Raw genomic sequence first — 24,042 nt, forward strand, 5'->3', positions numbered from 1 at the left:
CGCGTCTCGGCCCATTTCATCAGCGTGCCGCTGATATATTCGGGACCGTTGTCGACCCGAATTGTCGCTGGCTTGCCGCGCCATTCGATAATTTGGTTCAGCATCCGGACAACCCGTTCTGCGGGCAGCGAAAAATCGACTTCAATGCCGAGCCCCTCCCGATTGAAATCATCCAGCACGTTGAGAAGCCGGAAAGCCCTGCCATCCTCCAGACGATCCGCCATGAAATCCATCGACCAGACCTGGTTGGGGGCGTCTGGTACCACCAGTTCGTCGGGCTTGTCGCGTTTGAGCCGCTTCCGGGGCTTGATGCGCAGGTTCAGTTCCAACGCGCGATAAATCCGATAGACCCGTTTGTGGTTCCAGTCATGCCCCTGGATATTGCGCAGATACAGGAAGCAGAGGCCGAACCCCCAGGTCTTTCTGGCCTGGGTCAGCCCGATCAAAAGGTCGGCGATCTGCTCGTTCTCGTCGGAGAGCCTCGGGCTATAGCGATAGCACGTCTCGCTGAGCCCAAACGTCCGGCACGCCAACGCAATACTGATCCCTCGTCGCGCCACAGCTGTCTCGGCCATCTCCCGGCGCTGGGATGGCCGGGTTATTTTTTTCCGAGAGCCTCCTTCAGCAATTCGTTTTGCATGCTGAGCTCGGCGAACATCTTCTTCAGCCGCCGGTTCTCGTCCTCCAGCCCCTTCATCTCCGAGATCATCGAGGCGTCCATGCCGCCGTATTTCGCCCGCCATTTGTAGAACGTCGCGCTGCTCATCTGGTGCTCGCGGCACAGCGTCAGGACCGGGATACCCTCCTCCGCCTGACGCAGGATCCCCATGATCTGGGCGTCCGTGAACCGACTCTTCTTCATCCGAATCTCCTCGTTCGCAAAACCGAGAAAATTCTACGTCCGCATCCCCTTATTTCCAGGGGGGATTACCAAAACCGATGATCTCGACCTCACAATACCGCATCAGCGCGTCGTAGATGTGGCTACCCGGCCCCAAAGTCTGGGCGCCGACATCAATGATGCGCGGCCGGCGCCCCAGTCGGCCATGAGCCTTGGCGGCCAAAACTGCGCGAGGGTGGTTGAGTTTGAATTCATCGCTCTCAAGAATGCCGCGCACCGCCACCGTCACGTCTTGCGATGAACGGATTATCGTCGGCGTATTGACCATCGCCGCCGGCTCGGGCTGACGGCCGAGAAGGTAGCCATAAAGCGCGCGGGTAAGCGCCTCGGGAGGGTAGGACCAGAGGGTCTCATCAGGCGACGAGATCGACCGCGTTTCCTGTCCGGGATTGCCGCTATATTTTTCGATCAGTCGCAGCCGATCGTCCTCGGAGAAAAAATGGGAGAAAATCGAGCCTTGGAAGATAGACTCGCACACTTTGCGGGGCAGCCGGAAATTCTCGGTATAGTGTCTATAGGTCTCATCCAGATTGGCCCGCTCACGAGTGAGCGTGAAAGCCGGATCAATGGTCTGGCGGATATAGTCCGCCAGACTGTCAAGCCGATCGAACCGGTATAGAACGACCGTCACATCGCCTTGACGCATCAGGCTGTAACCACGCTCCAAATCAACGGGCTCGGTCAGGATATCAAACCCAACCGCAGCTTCGATCGCGGCTCGAGTCTCTTCGAAACTATAGCGAACCCATGGCGCCACCTGGGAAATATTCCGGACCAGCTCGTCCCGTAGGGCATCATTCAACGGCAGGGAGAACTGGCCGGCCAGACTCAGATACCAACCGACGGGGTCTCTATAACCACAGAAGATATGCAGCGGCCCCCGCCCCAGGGCGCGACGATAGCGGAACATAACATCCAGCGTTATTCCCGCGTCACGCAGAATGTTTCCGTTGGGAAAAGCCTCATAGGTAGTCGGATCGTTGTGGGCGTGAAGAACCTTCCGGCCCAATCGTTCGAAACCACGCTGAAGCGCCGTCGTACCGCATTTCGGCGGAGAAATGACAAAAATATCGATCTCATCCAGCGCGTTAATCGGACCAACATCCGGGTTTTCAAACTTTACATCGCGGAGAATGGTGGACAGGTCACGCCATAATGCAATCTCAGCGTTTATCTCTATTAACACAGAGCCGCCCCCCATTTTATCCGGTCAAGCTACTCGTCAACCATCCGCAGGTCTCAGAGCAAAAACTGGAGGATGGTTAATCAGGGTACAAGACCGTCTGTCAACCGAATAGTCGTGAAATTTTGACGGAATTTCTCCTATTTTGGCTGGATCCGGCCCAGCCCGGGCCGGCCGAGCAATAGATCAACCCGGCGGAAATGCTCATCCCAGGTCGCAGCCTGAAACCTAGCCAGACGGTCAAGCTGGGCCGCCCGCGCCGCGCTGTCCGGCGCACTGTAATCGAGTACGCGTCGATACCAGCCCGGGCCGTCGAGTGGATCGAGATAATCAGGAATCGTCCCAGCGATTTCGGAGAAGACCGGCAGCCCGTAGCCTTCCTCGAACGAGGGAAACAGCAAGGCCCGCGCATGGTGGAAATAGGTCGACAGGGCCAGATCAGAGTAGGCCGGGCATGAGGTCAACCCACTCACTGTCCGAGATTTAACATTGTCGCCGACGAGTAAACCGACGAGGTGATGATGTTGAAGAATGCCTGCATCTCGGCAACCGGAGCGATCAGCAAAGATCTGTGAAAAGAGACTTGTGCTGTTGCAGCGCCTGTTGCTGCCGGGACAGTGCGTCGATGACCTCAAGGATCGGGATCTCCGGGGCCATGTCGGAAATTTCGGCATTGCTCGAACCGGTTAGCCCGACCCAGCAGCCCTTGAGAGTACTGCACCCGGCCAGGGTTCCCACCAGCAACGCAGCCGCCGCCAGCCGGAAGCATCGGATCGAGCAGACGGAGGCTTCACCGGGAGAGGCTCAATAAGGCGCGTAGGACTTTTCTTCGACCAAATCGGAGCCGAGCAGATCATTGACCCGGCGCTTGATCGCGGCGCGGCGGTCGTTGGTGATGTAGACCAAGCGGGCGAGGCGGATGAAGGTCTCGCCGAAATCCTGGGCACGTTCGCACCCCCGGATCTCGTCCTCGATCTCCCACAGGGATTCGTTGACGGTCCTCAGTTCGTCGGCGAGATCGGCCAGCCCGACATGGTTGGAGAAGTCGCGATCGCGCACCGTCATCAGGGCGTCGAGTTCGCGGCGGACATTGGCCAGCTTGGCCGGATCGCTCAGACGCTCCATCTTGATTTCGAGGATGGTGATTTTGTCGATGACCTCGCCCCAGGACACGGGCACCAGAATGGACATGGCGAACCTGCGAAAACTTGCGGAGGGCGATTTCTTAACAGATATCACCCTCCGCCCCAAGCCCCATAAGCGCTAAGTTAATGCAACAGTTGGGACTTGGCTTTTTCGTTTGCGTGGCGTGTCAGCCATGATGCAGTGAACTCTGGCTGGAGCGGCGAGGAGGTCGGCCCAGGATCAGGGTTACGGCCAGTAGAGCCAGTGCTTTATAGACCCGCCATGCGGCCGGTTCGGCCTGAACGCCACGTCGCCACCTGCTGCCACAGAAAAAACACCACGATACACAACTTTAGTATTAGTTTCCTCGGGCCACATCTGATGAATTTACAATGTTAGGCGCGCACCAGAACGGTGTAGCCAGCCAGCTCCACATATTTCCATAGGCCGTTGTGTATTTCATCTCCGATGGCGGCCTCAAGCTTGAGGCGGAGACGGGCGAGCATGTCAGGCTGCTCCGTGGCTGTTGTCATGTAGAGCTTATTTTCGAAGAAGCAGAGCGGGGCGATCTTTACCCTTGGCGCGCGCATAAATTCGAAGAAACCCTCGGTGACACCGGGCCAGAGCACTGCGAAAAAATCGTCCAGAATAACCACGCCACCTGACACCATCACGTCATTAGCGATCATCAGGTCGTTCCACGCATGAACGCGGGTGTGCCCGCCATCGACGGAAAAGAGGCGCACGGGATTTGGCAGGTAGCGACCGGTCGCCGCGCCGCGCATCTCCAAGCTATCGACTTGTGTCACGACGAAATCGGCGGGATTGTACCAGCGGGCGATAGCAGCTTCAAAAATACCGCGCGAGCCTTTTCCAGAGGCGTCCACATTAGCGCTCTGGTTCTCGAACACATCGAAGGCGCGTATGGTCTCGCCGGACCGACGAACGGCCGCAAGCAGCATTGTGAAAAGCCCATGGTGAACACCGATTTCAACGATGTCACCAGAGATCCCTATATCCTGCTGAACGGCGTCAATGCACCCAACCATAAGCGGTTGACGCTGAGACACCCAACCCTAAAGCGAACCTGCGATTTCGGCTGTAAAGCGATGAATTAATTTTACCATCAATCTTCTCCTAAATGTTAATTAATTAAAAAATCACATCATCCTGTCAAGCAGAAGGATAGAGATGACCCCAGGAAACTGAACAGGACGCCAATACATCTCCTATTGCGACTACCGATGATTGAGCGATGAGAAAAGTGACGAGAAAGCGGTAAGGCGCGGAGTTCTCAGATGATCGAGGAGGAGCATCCCGACCTGTTGATCGCCCGGCAATACGCGTTGCTGCGGTTCAGCCGCTCGTCGTTTTATTCCGCCCCCGGAGCGAAACGCCCCAGACAAAAGCGGGACGCAGGCCAAGGTTCTGAGCGACCTCGGCGGCAGTACAGGGAAGAGGGATCGGCCAAAGGATGTCTCCTCTCATGACAGGTCGGGGGGAATCATCCCACTGCCCCCAGGCCCGGTCAAGCCGGGCGCATAGCGCCGACCGGCCCACAGACGCAGCCATTCAACTCGGATCACGGTCCAGGGCCGCGCCAGTATCTCGCGCCCCCACCCCAGCCAGCCCTCGTATCCAGGCCATTCCGGCCGCCTTGCCGCCACCCCGGACACGCAAAGACCAAACCGGCGGAAAATATAAAGAGCGCGGAACAGATGGACGGAATCGGTGACCACCAGAATCCGCTGCCAACGATGAGCGGCCACGATCGGACGGCACAGAAGGGCATTGCCGATCGTGTTGCGCGAGGCCTCCTCGACGAAAATCCGTTCGGGCGCGATTCCGGCGGCAAGAGCCAGATCGCGCATCACCTGTGCCTCGGGGCGACAGTGGCGAACAGGACCGCCACTCATCAGCAACGAGGCGACTTGCCCCGAAGCGGCCAGATCGACCGCACACGCAACACGGCGAGCCAAAGCCGGGCTAGGGGTGCCATCGGGAGTAACCGTTGCCCCCAGAACGATCGCGACATCGAAAGACGGGGCAGGCGCAGGCATGAAGACGGCATCTCCAGGGCATATAAGAACAAAAGTTACAATTTCGTACCATAACCGGGGCGAAAGATCTTGAAACGACGTTTCTTCCTGCCGGGTTCCGACGTATCCTGCGCCCGCGTCACGCCGGCCGGGGGGCCGACGCCGCGCAATCCTCCCCTGAGTCATGGGAAAAGGCCAAGATGAGCGAGACCGTCAAATATCTGTTGTCCGAAGACCGTATCCCCAAGGCCTGGTACAATCTGGCCGCCGATCTGCCTGTGCCGCTGCCGCCACCGCTTCATCCCGGCACCGGCCAAGTGATCGGTCCGGACGATCTTGCTCCTATCTTCCCCAAGGCGGTGATCGAGCAGGAGGTCAGCACCGAACGCTGGATCGACATTCCCGAGCCGGTGCGCGACGTCTACCGTCTGTGGCGGCCTGCGCCGCTGATCCGTGCCCGCGCCCTGGAAAAGGCGCTCGATACTCCGGCCAAACTCTATTTCAAGTACGAGGGTGTCAGCCCTGCCGGAAGCCACAAGCCCAACACGGCGGTACCGCAGGCGTTCTATAACAAGCAGGAAGGCATCACTCGCCTCTCGACCGAAACCGGAGCCGGTCAGTGGGGCAGTTCGCTCGCCTTCGCCGGATCGCTGTTCGGCATCGAAGTCGAAGTGTACATGGTGAAGGTTTCCTACCAGCAGAAGCCCTACCGTCGCGCTCTGATGGAAACCTATGGCGCCACCTGCATCGCCAGCCCGTCGAACCTGACCCAGGCCGGGCGCGATATTCTGGCCAAGGATCCCAATTCGAACGGTTCGCTTGGCATCGCCATTTCCGAAGCGGTCGAGGTCGCCGCCTCACGCAGCGACACCAATTACGCGCTGGGAAGCGTGCTGAACCACGTCTGTCTGCATCAGACGATCATCGGCGAAGAAGCGATTTTGCAGATGGAGATGGCTGGCGACCAGCCCGATATCGTCATCGCCTGTACTGGTGGCGGTTCGAACTTCGCCGGTCTGGCCTTCCCCTACATCCGTGAAAAGATCAAAGGTTCGAAGGTGCGGATCATCGGCGTCGAGCCCGCCTCGTGCCCCACTCTGACCCGTGGCCGCTATGCCTATGATTACGGCGATACCGGCAGGCTGACCCCGATGGTCAAGATGCATACCCTGGGTTCGACCTTCATGCCTCCGGGGTCGCATTCCGGCGGGCTGCGCTATCATGGGATGGCACCGATGGTCAGCCATGTGAAGGAACTGGGCCTGATGGAAGCCCGTGCCTATCACCAGACCGAGTGCTTCGCCGCCGCCGCCCGTTTCGCCCGCGCCGAAGGCATCGTCCCCGCCCCGGAATCGTCGCATGCGATCAAGGGCGCGATCGACGAGGCTCTGCGCTGCAAGGTCGAAGGCCGCGCCGAGACGATCCTGTTCAACCTGTCGGGCCACGGCCATTTCGACATGCAGGCCTATACCGATCACTTCTCGGGAAAATTGATCGACCCGACCTTTAACCAGAGCGCGCTCGACATCGCTCTGTCCGAACTGCCGAACGTCGGTTGAGGCTGTCCCCATCCTCCCCGTCATGGGAGAGGATGGGGATTCAATATCCAGAAACGACAACGCCGCCGTTCCTTTCGGAACGGCGGCGTTGCCAATAATAACCTAAGCGCCTGATTACTTCAGGGTCTTCAGGTAAGCAATAACGGTCGCAACGTCGGCGGGGTTCTTCAGACCGCCGAAAGCAGCGCCCATCTTGTTGCCCGGAATGGTTTCCTTCGGATTGGCCAGGTACTTGGTCAGCATCGCTTCGTCAATGGTCATGCCGGAAGCCAAGTGAACCGCAGAGTACTTGTAGTTCGGGGCCAGACCGACCTTGCGGCCATACACGCCCGCCAAGCTGGGGCCAACGCCGTTCTTGCCGGCTTCAACGCTATGACAGGCCTTGCACTGGTTGAAGGCGGGCGGAGCGTCGGCGGCGGTGGCGGCGAAGGGGGCGGCGAAAAGGGCGACGGCAGCGGCCAAGCCCAGCTTTCTGAAGGTAAACATGAGGTTATCTCCCGTTGCGCAGAATGTTGGTGGCGCGAAGACCCGGTTATCCCTTATGACTGTGACAAATTCAAGTGGGGAGTGGAGTCGCGTGTGGGGAACGGCCAGAACCATCGAGTAGGACACGTCCTGCCCGAGTCTTCCCCGTTCGCCGATGCCCGCGCCGGGCGCGTAACCGACAATGGATCGGTTGCCGCATAAACTCCAGCCACCGGGGGGAAGTGGCCGGAGCGAATTGAAAAAACGTCTATTTTAGGGTTTTCAGATACTCAATCACGGACTTGATTTCGTCGGGACTCTTGAGACCCGCGAACACCATCTTATTGCCAGGAATAACCGTCTTGGGATCGGCGAGATACTTGGTCAAGGTCGGCTCGTCCCAGGTCAGGCCGGATTTGATATGCGGATCAGAGAATTTAAACCCGCTCATCGTTCCAGCCTTGCGCCCGAACACACCCGCCAGACTGGGCCCAACCCCATTCTTGCCAGCATCGACGCTGTGACAGGCCTTACACAAGGTGAAAGCTGCGGGCGCATCGGCAGCAGAAACCAGCGAGGGGACCGACAACAACGCCGCTCCAAACACCAAACCAGCAATCCTGTTGACCCTCATAACGCCCTCCTCAATCAACGCGACAAAGCCCCTACGAGCTATGTGGTAATTGTTTCCCAAGATTGAGCCTATTTCAAGTGTTCCCGAGATAGAATCCGTTAATTTACGTCATATAGAGGAAATTACTGATATGCAGCGGTCCCCCTTGCCCATTGATGGCGTTTTGTGCGCTCTGCGCGCAACTCTAGCCTCGGCACCCGGTTTGGTGCTGTTGGCCCCGCCGGGCGCGGGTAAGACCACGCGCGTGCCACTAGCCTTGCTTGACGAGCCGTGGCTGGCCGGACAGCGCATCGTGATGCTCGAACCACGGCGACTGGCGGCACGGGCCGCCGCCCGGCGGATGGCGGCTGAACGGGGCGAAACGCCGGGTCAGACGGTCGGCTGGCGGGTGCGGTTCGACTCGAAGGTCGGGCCGGAAACCCGAATCGAGGTGGTAACCGAAGGCATTCTGACCCGAATGCTCCAAGACGATCCCTCTCTGCCCGGTGTCGGACTGGTAATCTTCGATGAATTCCACGAACGCTCGCTCCACGCCGATCTCGGCCTCGCCCTGGCGCTTGAAGCGCAACAGGGTCTGCGCGACGATCTGAAGCTGATGGTGATGTCGGCGACCTTGGAGGGTGGGCCGGTCGCGCAGCTGATGGGCGGCGTTCCGGTGATCGAGAGTCCGGGCCGAGCCTTTCCGGTCGAAACCCGCTTCCTGACCCGCCCCGAGCCACGCCGTTTCATCGACGAGGCCGTGCGCGCGGTAACCCTGGCGCTGGACGAGACCGAGGGCGACGTTCTGGTTTTCCTACCCGGCGCGGGCGAAATCAGACGGGTCGAGTCCAGGCTGGCCGAACATCCGGCGGCGGCAGGGGTGACGGTGGCTCCACTCTATGGCGATCTGGCAACAGAACGGCAAGACGTCGCGATCGCCCCATCCCCCGAGGGACATCGCAAGGTCGTTCTGGCCACCGCGATCGCCGAAACATCGCTGACGATCGAAGGCGTCAGAACCGTTGTCGATTGCGGCCAGTCGCGCGTGGCGCGCTTCGATCCCGGCACGGGAATGACCCGGCTGGTCACTCAAGCGGTTTCGCGATCGGGTGCGGACCAGCGGCGGGGACGCGCCGGACGGCTAGGACCGGGCGTGTGCTATCGGCTATGGTCCGAGGCCGAGGACCGCGCCTTGGCACCCTCTCCGACCCCGGAAATCATGGCCGCCGATCTGGCCCCGCTGGCGCTCGACCTCGCCCGCTGGGGCGTTGCCGACATCGCGAGCTTGGCCTGGATCAATCCCCCGCCCGAGGCTCACCTCGCCGCGGCTCGTGACGTCCTAACCCGACTGGGCGCGGTCGATTCAACGGGACGGATCACGGCTCACGGGCGGGCGATGGCACGGTTGCCGCTGCATCCCCGTCTCGCCCACATGATGCTGAAAGCACAAGACCTGAGGCTGGCCGGGCTTGCCTGCGATCTGGCGGCGTTGCTGGAAGAACGCGATATGCTGCGCGCCGGACGCGATGGACGCGACGCCGATCTACGCCTGCGTCTCCAAATCCTACGCGGTGGAGAAACGCCCGATCCACGCCACGGTCTGGTGCTGGACCGGGGGATTCTCAGCCGGGTCCGTCAGGCCGCCCGAGACGCACGGCGTCGTTTAGGATTGCGCGGTGACGAACAGGCTGGGCACGAAAGCGATGCCGGTTTACTGCTGGCCTTCGCCTATCCCGACCGCATAGCCCGCCGTCGTCCCGGCGGCGAGCCGCGTTATACCCTCGCCAACGGTCAGGGAGCCGCCTTTTCCACTCCCGAGCCGCTTGCCGCCGAATCATGGCTGACCCTGGCCGAGTTAGACGGCGACCGTCGCGAAGCCCGGATCTTCCTGGCCGCTCCGATCACACTGACCGAAATAGAAACCCACTTTGCCGACGAGATCGAAACGGCGACCGTGTGCGCTTGGGACAGCCGCGAGCAGGTGGTGCAGGCCCGCCGTCAAAAGCGGTTGGGACGCCTAATCCTGGAAGACAAACCCTGGCCTCAGGCCGACCCAGCCGACCTGGCCGCTGCGATGGCCGAAGGGGTGCGCGAAATGGGGCTGGCCTGTCTGCCGTGGACATCGGAATTGGAGGGGATGCGTCGCCGCCTCGCCTTCCTGGCCACGCATGCCCCCGAAGCGGGCTGGCCCGACCTCTCCGACGCTGCCTTGCTGGAGGGGCTTGAGGTGTGGCTGGCTCCGTTTCTGCCCGGACTTATCCGACGGAGCCATCTGACCCGGCTCGATCTTGGCGCGGCGCTTGCCGCACTGATCCCGTATGATCGCCGCCGTCAACTTGACGCGCTGGCCCCGACCCACGTCACGGTGCCATCGGGTTCACGCCTGCCGATCGATTACAGCAGCGAAACGCCTGTTCTGGCTGTACGCCTACAAGAGATGTTCGGCTGCGCCGATACACCCCGGATCGCGGACGGACAGGTAAAGCTGCTGTTGCACCTGCTCTCACCGGCGCGACGGCCAGTTCAGGTGACCCAAGATCTCGCCAGCTTCTGGGCTGGTGCTTATCGACAGGTTCGCGCCGATCTCAAGGGGCAGTACCCCAAGCATTGGTGGCCGGACGACCCGATGCAGGCCGAACCGACCGCCCGAACCAAGCCGCGCAGGGCCTAATCGCCCTGCCCTTTATACCGGCCAACCTTGGATCTGACCCGTTGGCCGGTTGTATTACTTAACTGGATCGACGAACTCGACACTGCCGTGCTCGGCCGGGGCCGCCTTTCCGCCAGTGCCAGTGCCCTTACGCGCCCGAACCGACGGCGCGGCTGGCGGTGCCACAGGAGCGGCCTCGACAGCACGACTTGCCTGTTGCCCCTGTCGCGCGGCAAGGATCGAAGCCTCGCGGCTCTGGCGGTACAAGCTGCGGATTGCGGCATACTCGTCAAGCGAACTCCGCCGTAGATCCTTCATCGGATCGAGCAGATTGGTGCGGGTATCAAGAACGTCGGCACCTGTCTGGACGTTGTTGATGACGTTTAGACCGTTGGCCGACATCACCGCTCCGGTAGGAGATGCCCAGAACTCGGCGACTTTGCCAGTGCCGTCGCGCAGATTCGACGGACCGAACAGAGGCAACATCATATAGGGGCCTTCCCCGATTCCCCACACCGCCAGAGTAACGCCAATATCGGTCTTATGGGACTTGGCCCCGCCACTGTCGGCGACCGCATCGCGGGCACCCAGCAGGCCGAACGTCGAGTTGATCAGAAAACGGCCAAGCGAATCGGCGGCGGCACGGGGGTTTCCCTGCAACAAATCGTTGCCGGCGACATACGGCTCCTGAAGATTAGTCAGGATGTTATGGACGGCGTCACGAAACCAGTCCGGCGTATTGGATCGATAGGATTCGGCAACAGGAACCATCACCGCGTCGTCCAGCGCCATGTTGACGTCAAAGATGGCCCGGTTGGTCGGTTCCAGCGGATCGTTCAGGGACTCCATCTCGGCCCGTTCGTCAGGATCGTCAGGAAGAGTCGTGCAGCCGGAAAGCACAGCGAAAGACACGGCGGCAACCACGGAACAGAAACCAAACCCTCGACTCATGACGACCCCCAGCTACAACCGCTGACGCACGAACTCTAAACCCTGGGGTTTCGTTCGCATGTCGAAGAGCGAGAGTCAACAATTTCAAGCCCAAAGGACGGGCAAATCGGGCTGGCACCTCTCCACCTAACTTCAGGTACGCCCCCGATGCCGGACGGCACCGGGGGCGTATTTTTTAAGATCAATACATATGCTGACCACCATTGACGGATATAGTCGATCCCGTGATAAAATCAGCATCGTCAGCTATCAAAAATAGAACTGCCCGAGCAATGTCGTTGGCCCGGCCAAGGCGACCGGCGGGAATCTTGGCGATGATCTTCTCAAGTACCGGCTGCGGAACGGAACGAACCATATCGGTATCGACATAGCCCGGCGCGATTGCATTAACGGTAACGCCGCGAGCCGCGCCCTCCTGAGCAAGGGCTTTGGTAAAGCCATGGATGCCGGACTTGGCGGCGGCATAATTGGACTGCCCATACTGCCCCGCCTGACCGTTGATCGAGCCGATATTCACGATACGGCCGAATCCCCGCTCACGCATCGCATCAATCACCAAGCGGGAGGTGTTGAAGCAAGACGTGAGGTTGGTGCGGATCACGTCGTTCCACATCTCGGGACTCATCTTATGCAGAGTCGCATCGCGGGTGATGCCGGCATTGTTGATAACGATATCGATCGGACCGTGCTCGGCAATAATGGCCTTGATCGCCGCATCGGTTGCAGCGAAATCACCGATATCCCACTTGACAGAGGGAATACCCGTTTCTGCTGTAAAAGCATGCGCGGCCTCGTCATTGCCGCCGTAATTGGCAACAACACGATATCCGGCAGATTTCAGGGAGGTGGAGATGGCGCGCCCGATACCGCGCGTGCCACCGGTAACCAGTGCCAAACGACCCATGGTGATTCCTCCTTAACGTCGTTTCTCGATTCGGCTGGCTCTTAATGGCCATGGTCCGCCCAAAGAGCGAACGGACGTCGGGGGACGGACCCGACGTCCGAAGGCATCACCGCTCGACGCAGAGCGCGATGCCCATTCCTCCGCCGATGCACAGGGTGGCAAGCCCCTTGCGGGCATCGCGACGGCGCAGTTCGTGCAGCAGCGAGACCAATACGCGAGCCCCCGACGCTCCGATCGGGTGACCAAGCGCGATCGCGCCACCATTGACATTGACCTTATCGGTATCCCACCCGATCGAACGATTGACCGCGATCGCCTGAGCGGCAAAAGCTTCGTTGGCTTCGATCAGATCCAAATCGTCATGACGCCATCCGGCTTTTTCCAGCGCCTTGAGCGAAGCGGAAACCGGGCCGATACCCATTACCTTTGGATCGACCCCAGCGGTAGCCCACCCCGCGATTCGGGCCAGCGGCGTCAAACCACGCCGGGCCGCTTCGGCCCCGCTCATCACCACCAGGGCGGCAGCGCCGTCGTTAATGCCCGACGCATTTCCAGCGGTAACGGTGCCATCCTTGGCAAAGGCCGGTCTCAGCCGGGCCAGCACCTCGATCGAAGCCCCGAAACGGGGGAATTCGTCGGTATCGAACTGCTTTTCCTCTTTCTTGACCGTAATCGGAACCGGAACGATCTCGTCCTTGAAGCGGCCGGCCTTGATCGCCGCTTCGGCCTTGACCTGACTGGCCAGAGCGAACTCGTCTTGCTGCTCGCGAGTGACACCATATTCACGAGCAACATTCTCGGCGGTAACGCCCATGTGGTAGTTGTTGAAGATGTCGGTCAGGCCGTCATGGATCATCGTATCGACGAAATTAACCCCGCCCATCTTGGTTCCGCCGCGCAGAAAGGCAGAATGTTGAGCATTGGACATGCTTTCCTGACCACCGGCGACAACGATTGAGGAATCGCCCGCCTTGATCGCCTGGGCCGCCAGCGCAACCGCGCGTAGCCCCGATCCACAAACCTGATTGATGGTGATCGCGGTGCTTTCCACCGGCAAACCGGCGGCCAGAGCGGCTTGGCGCGCTCCGTTCATTCCCTGCCCGGCCGTCAGAACCTGCCCCAGAATCGCCTCGGACACTTCCGCCGCGGCAACCCCGGCACGGTCTAGCGCGGCGCGAATGGCGATCTCACCCAATTGAGCGGCGGAATGGGAAGACAATGACCCGGAAAAGGCCCCGATCGGGGTGCGAACGGCGGCGACGATAACAATATCAGTCATGAGCCTTGAGTCTCCCTTGTCGAGCACGGGGTGTCCGCGCAACCTCTGATAAACAGAACCGCTATTATCGTAATACTGCCTTGATCACAGATCATGCAACACCGTATCGTTACGGGTATCGACGGATCCAGCGGACCAATGGACTAAGCACATCGGTTCGGGTCCGCGGCCCCGTCAGCAATCCTACGTGGCCGCCTGCCACCATCCTCACCCGAGCCCCGGCGATCCTGCCGGCAAGGGGCAGAGCCGAATCCGGTGGCACGATACGATCACGGCCCGGCACGATCGCCAGGGTCGGCACCGTCACTTCCTCTGGCCGCACGGGGCGACCGTCGATCAACCAGTCTCCCCGTGCCGGAGCATTGGCACCGTACCACCCGAACAGGCATTCGCGCGCCACCGCCGCCGCCAGCGGAACACCGTCATTGGCCCAATCTTCCAGCGCGACGAAATCTCGGGCGCGGGCGCTATTGGCTTTCAGGAGGGCAAAAGCGGAAAATTTTCGCGCTGCCAGTCCGGGATCGAGGCTCGCGAACAGCGCCTGAAGCAAATCGACTGGCAAGCACCCGGCCGCCCCAATCACCGCCCCCAGAGATGGCTCCAGAATCCGCAGCAATTGAGCCGTTTCAGCGCGTCCGGCGGCGAAATCGAATGGCGTCGCCAGCAGAACCAGTGCCGCAACGCTGTCACGACGTCTTTGCGCCAAGGGAAGGGCCAGCAGCCCCCCCATGCAATAGCCGACGAGAACAGGAGGTCGGCCACACATTTCCGCCACCCGGTCCACCATCGGCTCCAGCCGATTGAGAACGTAGTCGGTCAGGGTAAAGCCCTGTTCTTCCAAGCCGGGGGCGTCCCAATCGACCAGGAACGGAGCCAGCCCCCGCGCGGAAAAATAGCGCATCAAGCTGTACCGTTCCGAAAGGTCGAGAATATAAGCGCGGTTAACCAGCGACGGGATCACCAGCACCGGAACGCCACCATTCACCCCCACGTCGGCGCGGTAATCGAGCAAACGGGTGCTGCCGCGATGCCACACCACCGGGGGGGGCAGCAGGTCGCGGCGATAGGGATGGCGACGATAGGCTTCGATCCCAGTCAAGAAAGCGGCGTGACGACGAACCGCCTCGGCGACTAGAGCCGTTTCGAACTGCGCGAGCGTTTCAGGACCGGCGGCGTCGAGGCTTGCCTTCAGAGCGTTCGCCTGTTCGGCCAAATGCGGCTTCCAGGACAACGACCCGTTCTTCCAAAGCGGCAAGGCGGAGAGCGAGCCGAACAGGGTCGCAAGATGGGTCAGCAGGTGGAGCGGCAACGGGCGCGGGCCGATCCTGAGGGCGGGTGACGGAACCGGGCTGAGACGTGGGCGACGCTGCCGACTCATCCGTTCTCGCCTTGTCGTTGTTCGGGTTGGTTGTTGTGCCCCCCAGCCCCGCGGCCTCAACCATTGCGGTGGCGCAACTGGTCATCATCGCCACACCCCGAGCAACCGCCTCGGCCATCGCCGGGTCGGAAGACAAGGCCGCCACTTGCTGCTGCCACAAATCGAGATAGCGGCGCGCCAAGGTAGCCGCATCCGGCGACGAATCCGTCATGCCCGGAGTATAACAACGTGCCCTCGATTTGACCACGCCCCTGATTAAGAAAGGGGCTGGATGCCAATCGACGCGGATAGGATCAATCTGTTAAGATGGATCAATGTCAGGGCAATGAGGCCCTGTCGTCACAATCGAGATGAAGAGCCAGATGTCGGAGACCCAAACCGCCGCCAAGGCGCCCATCACGATCAAGAAGTATGCGAATCGCAGACTTTACAACACTGCGACCAGCAGCTACGTGACGCTTGATCACTTGTGTCAGATGGTCAAGGATAACCAGGATTTCGTCGTCTACGATGCCAAGTCGGGCGAGGATATCACCCGGTCGGTCCTAACTCAGATCATTGTCGAGGAAGAAGGCAAGAACGGCCAGAATTTGTTGCCGATCAGTTTTCTGCGCCAGTTGATCGGCTTCTATGGCGATTCGCTGGGCGGGCTGGTGCCTCGCTATCTCGAATACAGCATGCAGGCGTTTTCCCGGAACGAAGAACAGATGCGCGATTACATGCGCACGTCTTTGGGCGGAGGGCTGTTCCCCTTCAACCCGTTCGAGGAAATTACCAAGCAAAACAAGGCTTTCGTCGAGCAAGCGGTTAAAATGTTCTCGTCCTTCTATCCGCTCCCCCCCACTCCCGCCGCCGAACCCAAGAGTGACAAGCCGCGGACCGAACCACCCCGCCGTTAACACCTCCCCTGTCCAGAAGGCCATTGATGCGCCGTCTGTTCGCCATTCTGACATTGATATTGTCGCTGGCCGTCCCGGCGGCTGCCTCGGCGCGCGAATCGTTGACCATCGGTATCTCGCAATATCCGATGACCCTGAACCCGCTGATCGATTCGATGCTGTCCAAGACCTACGTCCTGGCCTTCACGCGACGCCCGATCACGGCCTACGACGCATCATGGTCGCTGACCTGCCTGCTGTGCGAGACTGTGCCGACGATCGAAAACGGCTTGGCGCGGATCGAGACTCTGCCCGGCGGCAAAAAAGGGATCGCCGTAACCTACGTGCTTAAATCCGACGCGAAATGGGGTGACGGCACCCCTGTCAGCAGCGCCGACATCGCGTTTACCTGGGAAGTTGGTCGCCATCCCCGCTCTGGAGTCTCGAACAGCGAGATTTTTCGTCGCATTACCCGCGTTGAAATCCACGATTCACGCCGATTTACCCTGCATTTCGATCGGGTAACCTTCGACTTCAACGTGGTCAACGACTTTCGACCGCTGCCAGCCCATATCGAACGCTCGCGGTTCGAATCCGCCCCCGAGGCGTACCGGACTCAGACCGCTTACGATCAGGATAGCACCAATCCCGGCCTCTATAACGGACCCTACCGCATCGCCGGGTTTGAGCGAGGCTCGTACATCCTATTGGTCCGCAACGAATATTGGGCCGGGCAACGACCGGCGTTCGACCGCATCCAGATCCGCACGATCGAGAATAGCGCGGCGATGGAAGCCAATCTTCTGTCCGGCGGCATCGACATGATCGCGGGCGAACTCGGCTTGCCGCTAGAACAGGCTTTGGCGTTGGAGAAACGCCAGGGGAACCGTTTTTCCTTCATCACCCGCCCCAGCTTGGTCTACGAGCATATCGACCTCAATCTCTCTTCCCCCATCCTCGCCGACCGGCGGGTGCGCCGCGCCATGCTCGCCGCGCTCGACCGCGAAGGACTGAGCCGGCAATTATTCGACGGTCGCCAGCCGATCGCGACATCGATGGTTCCGCCTCTCGATTCCGTGTTCGCGGAAGATTTACCGACGACGAAATACAATCCGGCCGCTGCCGCTGCCTTGCTCGACGACGCCGGGTGGCGAATCGGCCCCGGTGGAATCCGGGTCAACGCCAAAGGCGAAAAGCTGACGTTAGAATTGCTCACCACCGCGGGAAACCGCTCGCGAGAATTGGTGGCTCAGGTGATCCAGGCACAATTGCGTAAGGTAGGGATCGAATTGACCCTGCGCGGCGAGCCTGCCCGAGTGATGTTCGGCGACACCGTAACCCGCCGCAAGTTCCCTCACCTTGCGATGTTCGCTTGGTACTCGTCGCCCGAGAACGTCCCCCGTTCGACCCTGCATTCGTCTCAAATCCCCAGCGCAGAAAACAATTGGTCGGGCCAGAATTATCCTGGCTACGCCAACCCAAAGATGGACGCGCTGCTCGACGCGATCGAGGCGGAAACGGATCGGCCCCACCGCAAGGCATTGTGGCGCGACCTACAACAGCTTTATGCCGAGGATCTCCCCAGCCTGCCCCTCTACTTCCGCGCCGATCCCTTCATCCTGCCCAAAGGGATGAGCGGCCTGACCCCGACCGGACACCAGGATCCCAGCCCGTACTGGGTCGAGCAATGGCGCTGGGACTGATCCGCCCGGTCCTCTCACGCCTGGGCCAGTCCGTCTTTGTCCTGTTGGCGATGTCGTTCATCGTTTATGGCCTGATGGGGGTAATGCCGGGCGATCCAATCGACCTGATGATCGCAGGAGACCCTCGCCTGACTGCCGAAGACGCGATTCGGCTTAAGGCTGTCTACGGCCTTGACCGCCCCTGGACCGAACGCTGGCTGCGCTGGCTGGCCCAGGCGATTCAGGGGGAATTCGGCTATTCCCGCCTATACGCCCAGCCGGTAGCCGAAACGATGGCTCCAGCACTCGTCAATACCGCCCTGCTGATGATATCGGCTCTGTCCATTTCACTCGCGGTCGCATTGCCGCTGGGGGTATGGGCCGCGCGTCGGCCTGGTTCACCCGTTGACATGCTGGTCAATCTGCTCGCGTTTGCGTCGGTCTCGGTTCCGGTCTTCTGGTTGGGGCTGATGCTGATTGTTCTGTTTGCCGTCAGCCTCGGCTGGTTGCCCGCCGGAGGGCTGCGCACGGTGGGCGGACCAGACAGCTTGAACGACCGCCTCATCCATCTTGCCCTTCCGGTCGCCACCCTGGCTCTGGTCGGACTGGGCCAGTTCGCCCGCCACATGCGCGCGGCGATGATCGCCCAGGCCGGAAGCGACTATATCCGCACGGCACGTGCCAAAGGATGCTCGCCCGTCCGGGTCTTAGTGCGCCACCAATTGCGCAATGCCCTGCTGCCGGTCGTCACGATCGTCGCCCTGGAGATCGGAGGATTGTTCTCCGGTGCCCTGGTCACTGAAACAGTCTTCGCTTGGCCGGGGATGGGGAGACTGATCTACGCCTCGGTGATGGGCAATGATTTCAATCTGGCTCTGTCTGGATTGTTGCTAGCGACAGCGATGACCCTGGTCGGGTCGATTCTGGCCGATCTTGCTTACTGGCAACTCGATCCCCGTGTGCGTGGGCGATGACCGCGCCACTATCCCTGTGGGCCGGAGGAGGCCTGTTGCTGCTGCTGATCCTGGCAACGCTGGCGGGACCGATGATGCTGCCCGATCCCGAAGCGATGGATCTGGCGGTAAGGCTGGGCTCTCCCTCGACAGATCATCTTCTCGGCACCGACGAATTGGGGCGCGACATCGCGGCGCGGCTGGTTCAGGGTGGCCAAGTGTCGCTGGTGGTCGCGGCGCTGACCGCGACCCTGGCAGCATTGTTCGGCACTGTGATTGGATTGCTCTCCGGTTATTATGGCGGCCCGCTCGATTCCGCGCTGATGCGCCTGACCGATGGAGTCATGGCGTTACCGCTACTGCCGCTGCTGATCATTCTGGCCGCTGCCGATCCCGCCCAACTGGGAATGCCGCCTGATATCGCCACCTCGGAACCCGTCGCGGTGGCACGGCTGGCCGTGATCATCGCCTGCGTCAGTTGGACCGGCGTGGCCCGGCTGGTGCGGGGATCGACGTTATCGACGCGCGCCCGCGACCATGTTCGGGCGGCCGAAGCGCTGGGTGCCGGGCCGGTTCGAGTGATGGTCCGCCACATTCTGCCCGACGTCGCTTCGCCGGTAGTGGTCGCCGCAACCCTGTCGGTCGGCCATGTCATCCTGATCGAAAGCGCGCTGTCGTTCCTGGGGCTGGGGCTGCGTCCACCCCTGGCTTCGTGGGGCAACATGCTGACCGGAGCGATGGATGTGGTTTGGACGGCCCCAGCAATGGCAATTTGGCCGGGAGCAGCGATTTTCGCTACCGTTCTGGCCTTCAACCTGCTGGGCGAGGGGTTGCAACAGCGTCTATCGCCAGACCTCTGCCGCCGATAAAGGCAAAAGACGGCGAGCGCAAGCCGCTTGAACTACTTCTTTCGCCGAATACGAGGCACGTCGCCATAGCTGGGCACCCGCCAGCCGAAGCGAAGAGCACTGCCACGCACCGCGAAGGTAAGCAGGAACGCGAGCCAGGCCGAGACAACCGAACTGACTCCGCACGAATACAAAACCACCTGAGCCGACGCTCCGAAGAAGGCGGCGGTGGCATAGACTTCGTTATGGAACATCATCGGCTTGTCACCGGCCAGAACGTCGCGGAGGATACCGCCGAAAGCGGCGGTTATGACCCCCATCGCGACAGCCACCGCTTCCGGCACACCAGCAGCCAAAGCTTTTTGCGTTCCGGTTGCGGTGAACAGAGCCATCCCCAGGGCGTCGGACCATAGCAAAGCGCGATGGAGCGGACCGACCAGCCGAGCCAGCCAGAACATCGCGATGGAAACGACAACACTGACGATCAGGTAATCGGGCTGACCGACCCAGAACACCGGCCGAACACCGATCACCAAATCGCGCAGTGTCCCACCGCCTATAGCGGTGGCGGTGCCGAGAACGGCGAACCCGAATGGATCCATCCGTTTCTCGGCTGCCATCAACGCGCCGGAAACCGCGAACACCGCTACACCCAGCAGTTCGACAAGATGCAGCGCAGCCCGAACGGTCTCGGCGTCCGTCATGCGGCATACGTCCGATTGATTGCGCTGATCACAGCCCGCAACGATGCCATGGTAATGCCTCCATCAAGAGCGGCTCCGTGGATGCCGATACCGTCCGGGGTTGCCAGTTCGACATAACAAGCGGCTTGAGCATCGGCTCCGCTACCGACGGCATGTTCATGATAATCGCTCAGGGAGAGCTTGAGGCCCAATCCCTTTTCCAGAGCCTGAACGAAGGCCGCGACTGGACCCGCGCCCACGCCTTGGAGCACGACCTCCTCGCCATCTTTAAGCAAGGTGACGGTAATGGCCCGCCCCGGCCCCTTGCCCGCCGCAACGGTTGAATAATCAACCAGCTCAAGCCGGCCGGGACGGAGGTAGGTGTCGGTAAAGGCCTCCATGATCTCGACCGGAGTCAACTCGCGTCCGTCGCGGTCGGCAATCGACTGCACCACCCGCGCGAACTCGACCTGGAGCGAACGCGGCAATTCAAGCCCGTAATCGCGTTCGAGCACTGCGGCAATGCCGCCCTTGCCCGACTGACTGTTGATCCGAATCACCGCTTCATAACTACGACCGACATCGGCGGGATCAATCGGCAGATACGGCACCTCCCATACAGGGTTGTTACCCTGACGCCGTGCCGCGAATCCTTTCTTGATCGCGTCCTGGTGCGAACCGGAAAAAGCGGTATAGACCAGATCGCCGGCATAGGGATGGCGAGGATGGACCGGCAACCCGGTGCAATGTTCGGCGACGCGGCGAATCGCATCAATATCGGACAGGTCGAGCCGGGGATCGACCCCTTGTGTGAACATATTGAGCGCCAGGGTAACGATATCGACGTTGCCGGTGCGCTCGCCATTGCCGAACAACGTTCCCTCGACCCGGTCGGCTCCGGCCATCACCGCGAACTCAGCCGCCGCGACTCCGGTGCCGCGATCATTGTGGGGATGAACCGACAGGATCAACGAATCCCGGCACGAGACGGTATCGCAGAACCATTCGATCACGTCTGCATATTGGTTGGGAGTCGACATCTCGACTGTCGCGGGCAGGTTGCAGATCATCCTCCGCTCAGGTGTCGCCCCCCATTCCTTCGCCACCGCCTCGACGATCTCGATCGCGAAATCTGGCTCGGTGCCGGTAAAGCTTTCCGGCGAGTACTGGAAGGTAATCTCGCCCTCGGGCCGGGCGGCGGACAGATCGCGGATCATCCGCGTCCCCGACAAAGCAAGATCAATGCATCCCTGACGGTCGAGACCGAACACAACCCGACGCTGCACTTCCGACGTCGAGTTATAGAGATGGACAATGCATTTCGGCGCACCGCGCAATGCCTCGAACGTGCGATTGATCAGTTCGGGCCGGGACTGGACCAACACCTGGATCGTAACGTCATCGGGGATATGCCCGCCTTCGACCAATACCCGGATGAAGTCGTAGTCGGTTTGCGAAGCGGCAGGAAAACCGACCTCGATTTCCTTAAACCCCATCGCGACCAGGGCCTGCCACATTTTCATCTTGCGGTCGGAACCCATCGGATCGATCAGCGCCTGATTGCCGTCGCGCAGATCGACGCTACACCACATCGGCGGTTCGGCGATGTGGGCGTCGGGCCAGCGGCGGGATACGGGACGAAGAGCGGGATACGGGCGGTACTTTTCCTTGGCGACGGGCATCATGGCCTCGTCCTCCTGTCGTTTGTCGTCATGTCGATAAGGTGAAAAGCGCAGCGGCGTTCACGGCCACCGGGCGGCCACGCAGGTCAGGCCCGGCGGCCGCTGGCTAGTCGCAGTCGCAACAAAGCCTTCGCCGTTACAACGACGAGGAAACGACCGGACCCAAAAAAACGAGAGGAAGACATGATAGGCACCGTTCCGACTAAAACCTGAAACGCAAATCATCCCGGCGCCGAAATTACGACACCGGGCGACTAAGCAGCAGGACGGAAGCGTTGCGAATATCCATAGCACCACACTGCCGGAAACGCGCACCTCCGTCAAGTCACCTGATTCACACACACGAAACTGGACACCTTCGGTCACAGAAAGAAGGGAATAACTATATTCGCCTAAGGATAAACGTCCCAAACCAAAGGGCACCACCACCCAGCAACGCGTCACAGGCAGACAATACCCGCATTAATTTACAAAAATCGCAACGAATGGTAATCTAAAGACCAGCCTCCCTTTTGCGACTGGTTGGGGTGACGGAAAATTCGATACATTTTATTACAGAAATAAAAACGATCAATTTCCTCCACAGTTGACAAAGATCGGATCTTGAATCTAAGGTTATAGGGATTATGTCATACCGATGAAAGCCGGATTATCAATAGGTCGCTAATATAAACGCTATCGGCCAGAGGCGGTATGACATCGCAAAGGGGGAACCGATGAGTCTGAATGAAGACGCAGAGACCCTTGTCTTCTCGGGTGATTTGGCTCTCCCCCGAGCTGAGGAAATGCGAGACACCTTACTTGCCGCGCTCGATGGTGGGCGGTCGGTGGTAATCGACATTTCCCAAACAACCGAACTCGATCTCAGCACGATTCAACTGATCCTGGCTGCCCGCCTGAGTGCAGAGCGTCGGGGGGTATCGTTGCGGCTGAAAAGCCCGGCGGACGGTGCTCTGGCCGCAACCTTGCTGGCGGCTGGACTGACCGGAGGCCCGCTCTCCACGGACAGCCAGTTCTGGACGGAAGGCACCTAAGCGATGGCGAAGACAATCCTGTGCGTCGATGATTCTTCCAGCATGCGCCTGATGGTCAAGATGGCCTTGACCGGAGCGGGCTACGATGTGATCGAGGCCTGTGACGGCAAGGACGCCCTGGGAAAAGCCCAAGCGGGCGGCGTCAGCATGGTTCTGACCGATCTCAATATGCCAAACATGGACGGTCTCAGTCTGATCCGCGCGTTGCGCGCGCTCCCGACATACAAGGGAGTGCCGATTATCTTCCTGACCACCGAATCCGACGAATCCAAAAAGGCCGAGGCCAGGTCCGCCGGAGCCACCGCCTGGATCGTCAAACCGTTCCAGGAAAGCCAGTTGTTGGGCGTGGTTAAGAAGGTCATCGGGTGATGGCCGCCGGCGCCGATCCCACCCAAGCTTTCCGCGAGGAGGCCTCGGATTTGCTGGCCGAGTTGGAAACGGCGCTGCTCTGCCTGGAAGAATCACCCGACGACCGCGACCTACTCGACACCGCCTTTCGCGCCCTGCACACGATCAAGGGCTCGGGGGCGATGTTTGGGTTCGAGGCGGCGGCCGGCTTCACGCATCACCTGGAAAATGCGTTCGACATGGTTCGGCGGGGGGTGATCGCCCCCAATTCAGCCCTGATCGGCGTCGCCCTGGCCGCCCGCGACCACATCCGCACCCTGATCGAAGCGCCCGAGCAGGCCGATCTGGTGCTGGGCGAGCGGCTGCTGCACCAAGTCGCCGCGCTGACCGGCGGAACCGATACCGCCACAACGGCCTCCCGCCGCGACGAGCCACCCCCGCCTCCCGTTACGGCGACATGGCGCTTTCGCTTCCGGCTTGCTCGGGACGCGATGGCGATGGGCACCAACCCCTTGCGTCTGCTCGACGAAATCCGCGATCTGGGCGAATGCACCATCACCGGACTGACCGAGGCGGTGCCGCCGCTGGAAGAGATCGATCCCTATGGCTGCTACCTCGCCTGGGATGTCGTCCTGACCACCGACCAGCCCGAATCCGCGATCGAGGACGTTTTCATCTTCGTCCGCGACAGTATGGAGCTGACAATCGAGCGGGTCGTCGATCTCGACCCGCGCCTGGGCGACATTCTGACTCGACGCGGCGACGTCGATGCCGAGACGATCGAGGACATCGCCGCCCGTCAACCCAAGCTGGGCGAGTTGCTGGTGCAGGACGGCGCACTGAGCGAAGAGCGGCTGCATTCGGCCTTGGCGGAACAGAAACATCTC

At 60.6% G+C, this 24,042-nt stretch carries 23 protein-coding genes and 1 pseudogene; 10 read left to right on the plus strand and 14 right to left on the minus strand.

Annotated elements, in window-relative coordinates:
• The 3 genes and pseudogenes from PHAMO_RS19155 to PHAMO_RS20145 form a co-directional block, all read right to left on the minus strand.
• Positions 1-862 (minus strand): annotated as a pseudogene (locus PHAMO_RS19155) (IS3 family transposase); the annotation flags it as partial.
• A 49-nt stretch (positions 863-911) separates the two neighbouring features.
• Entirely contained in the window at positions 912-2,087 is a 1,176-nt protein-coding gene (locus PHAMO_RS15520; RefSeq protein ID WP_155801843.1) for a hypothetical protein, read from the minus strand.
• A gap of 137 nt (positions 2,088-2,224) precedes the next feature.
• Positions 2,225-2,719 (minus strand): glycosyltransferase family protein, encoded by a 495-nt coding sequence (locus PHAMO_RS20145; protein ID WP_155801844.1) that lies wholly within the window; start codon positions 2,717-2,719, stop codon positions 2,225-2,227.
• A 20-nt stretch (positions 2,720-2,739) separates the two neighbouring features.
• Here PHAMO_RS20145 and PHAMO_RS19610 point away from each other — a divergent pair, with 20 nt between their 5' ends.
• Positions 2,740-2,895, plus strand: a complete 156-nt coding sequence (locus PHAMO_RS19610) for a hypothetical protein (RefSeq protein WP_155801845.1) — start codon at positions 2,740-2,742, stop codon at positions 2,893-2,895.
• Here PHAMO_RS19610 and PHAMO_RS15535 read toward each other — a convergent pair.
• From PHAMO_RS15535 to PHAMO_RS15545, 3 genes are all read right to left on the minus strand, one after another.
• Positions 2,889-3,275, minus strand: coding sequence for a DUF6165 family protein (locus PHAMO_RS15535; protein WP_002730698.1), 387 nt, complete (start codon positions 3,273-3,275; stop codon positions 2,889-2,891). The genes PHAMO_RS19610 and PHAMO_RS15535 overlap by 7 nt on opposite strands.
• A 329-nt stretch (positions 3,276-3,604) precedes the next feature.
• The gene (locus tag PHAMO_RS15540) at positions 3,605-4,258 is read right to left on the minus strand and encodes a class I SAM-dependent methyltransferase (protein WP_051002456.1); all 654 of its coding nucleotides are present in this window, start codon (positions 4,256-4,258) and stop codon (positions 3,605-3,607) included.
• 435 nt (positions 4,259-4,693) lie between these two features.
• Entirely contained in the window at positions 4,694-5,269 is a 576-nt protein-coding gene (locus PHAMO_RS15545; RefSeq protein WP_002730705.1) for a YdcF family protein, read from the minus strand.
• A 179-nt stretch (positions 5,270-5,448) separates the two neighbouring features.
• Between PHAMO_RS15545 and PHAMO_RS15550 the strand changes: the two genes are divergently transcribed.
• Positions 5,449-6,807: a TrpB-like pyridoxal phosphate-dependent enzyme gene (locus PHAMO_RS15550; RefSeq protein WP_002730706.1), complete on the plus strand. Its 1,359-nt coding sequence runs from the start codon at positions 5,449-5,451 to the stop codon at positions 6,805-6,807.
• Between the two features lie 114 nt (positions 6,808-6,921).
• On the opposite strand, the gene PHAMO_RS15555 is transcribed toward PHAMO_RS15550, so the two are convergent.
• Entirely contained in the window at positions 6,922-7,293 is a 372-nt protein-coding gene (locus tag PHAMO_RS15555; RefSeq protein WP_002730707.1) for a c-type cytochrome, read from the minus strand.
• A 247-nt stretch (positions 7,294-7,540) separates the two neighbouring features.
• Positions 7,541-7,924: a c-type cytochrome gene (locus PHAMO_RS15560; protein ID WP_235720865.1), complete on the minus strand. Its 384-nt coding sequence runs from the start codon at positions 7,922-7,924 to the stop codon at positions 7,541-7,543.
• Between the two features lie 112 nt (positions 7,925-8,036).
• Between PHAMO_RS15560 and hrpB the strand changes: the two genes are divergently transcribed.
• Positions 8,037-10,556, plus strand: coding sequence for an ATP-dependent helicase HrpB (hrpB, locus tag PHAMO_RS15565; protein WP_002730710.1), 2,520 nt, complete (start codon positions 8,037-8,039; stop codon positions 10,554-10,556).
• Between the two features lie 54 nt (positions 10,557-10,610).
• Here the strand turns inward: hrpB and PHAMO_RS15570 are convergent, their stop codons facing one another.
• From PHAMO_RS15570 to PHAMO_RS15585, 4 genes are all read right to left on the minus strand, one after another.
• Complete coding sequence (locus tag PHAMO_RS15570; protein WP_002730711.1) at positions 10,611-11,486, minus strand: MlaA family lipoprotein; 876 nt, start codon at positions 11,484-11,486, stop codon at positions 10,611-10,613.
• Positions 11,487-11,667: 181 nt separating this feature from the next.
• Positions 11,668-12,390, minus strand: coding sequence for an acetoacetyl-CoA reductase (gene phbB, locus PHAMO_RS15575; protein WP_002730712.1), 723 nt, complete (start codon positions 12,388-12,390; stop codon positions 11,668-11,670).
• 106 nt (positions 12,391-12,496) lie between these two features.
• Complete coding sequence (locus PHAMO_RS15580) at positions 12,497-13,669, minus strand: acetyl-CoA C-acetyltransferase (protein ID WP_002730713.1); 1,173 nt, start codon at positions 13,667-13,669, stop codon at positions 12,497-12,499.
• Between the two features lie 109 nt (positions 13,670-13,778).
• Positions 13,779-15,047, minus strand: coding sequence for an alpha/beta fold hydrolase (locus PHAMO_RS15585; RefSeq protein WP_002730714.1), 1,269 nt, complete (start codon positions 15,045-15,047; stop codon positions 13,779-13,781).
• 362 nt (positions 15,048-15,409) lie between these two features.
• Between PHAMO_RS15585 and phaR the strand changes: the two genes are divergently transcribed.
• The 4 genes from phaR to PHAMO_RS15610 are packed head-to-tail and all read left to right on the plus strand — an operon-like array spanning position 15,410 to position 19,429.
• Positions 15,410-15,946, plus strand: coding sequence for a polyhydroxyalkanoate synthesis repressor PhaR (gene phaR, locus PHAMO_RS15595; RefSeq protein WP_002730716.1), 537 nt, complete (start codon positions 15,410-15,412; stop codon positions 15,944-15,946).
• Positions 15,947-15,972: 26 nt separating this feature from the next.
• Entirely contained in the window at positions 15,973-17,628 is a 1,656-nt protein-coding gene (locus PHAMO_RS15600; RefSeq protein WP_002730717.1) for a peptide ABC transporter substrate-binding protein, read from the plus strand.
• Positions 17,613-18,581 (plus strand): ABC transporter permease, encoded by a 969-nt coding sequence (locus PHAMO_RS15605; RefSeq protein WP_002730718.1) that lies wholly within the window; start codon positions 17,613-17,615, stop codon positions 18,579-18,581. Before PHAMO_RS15600 ends, PHAMO_RS15605 begins: the two co-directional genes overlap by 16 nt.
• 35 nt (positions 18,582-18,616) lie before the next feature.
• Positions 18,617-19,429 (plus strand): ABC transporter permease, encoded by an 813-nt coding sequence (locus tag PHAMO_RS15610; RefSeq protein WP_235720866.1) that lies wholly within the window; start codon positions 18,617-18,619, stop codon positions 19,427-19,429.
• Between the two features lie 32 nt (positions 19,430-19,461).
• On the opposite strand, the gene PHAMO_RS15615 is transcribed toward PHAMO_RS15610, so the two are convergent.
• Positions 19,462-20,112 (minus strand): trimeric intracellular cation channel family protein, encoded by a 651-nt coding sequence (locus tag PHAMO_RS15615; protein WP_002730720.1) that lies wholly within the window; start codon positions 20,110-20,112, stop codon positions 19,462-19,464.
• Positions 20,109-21,776: a 2-isopropylmalate synthase gene (gene leuA / locus PHAMO_RS15620; RefSeq protein WP_002730723.1), complete on the minus strand. Its 1,668-nt coding sequence runs from the start codon at positions 21,774-21,776 to the stop codon at positions 20,109-20,111. The genes PHAMO_RS15615 and leuA overlap by 4 nt, the downstream gene beginning before the upstream one ends.
• Before the next feature lie 713 nt (positions 21,777-22,489).
• Between leuA and PHAMO_RS15625 the strand changes: the two genes are divergently transcribed.
• From PHAMO_RS15625 to PHAMO_RS15635, 3 genes are all read left to right on the plus strand, one after another.
• Entirely contained in the window at positions 22,490-22,807 is a 318-nt protein-coding gene (locus PHAMO_RS15625) for an STAS domain-containing protein (RefSeq protein WP_002730726.1), read from the plus strand.
• A 3-nt stretch (positions 22,808-22,810) separates the two neighbouring features.
• Positions 22,811-23,176 carry a response regulator gene (locus PHAMO_RS15630; protein WP_002727314.1) on the plus strand — a complete coding sequence of 122 codons (366 nt, stop codon included), beginning with the start codon at positions 22,811-22,813 and terminating at the stop codon, positions 23,174-23,176.
• The coding region (locus tag PHAMO_RS15635) for an Hpt domain-containing protein (protein WP_040567584.1) at positions 23,176-24,042 on the plus strand (867 nt) is incomplete at its 3' end. The genes PHAMO_RS15630 and PHAMO_RS15635, both read left to right, overlap by 1 nt.

It is taken from the genome of Magnetospirillum molischianum DSM 120, from assembly GCF_000294655.1.
GTDB classification, from domain to species: domain Bacteria; phylum Pseudomonadota; class Alphaproteobacteria; order Rhodospirillales; family Magnetospirillaceae; genus Phaeospirillum; species Phaeospirillum molischianum.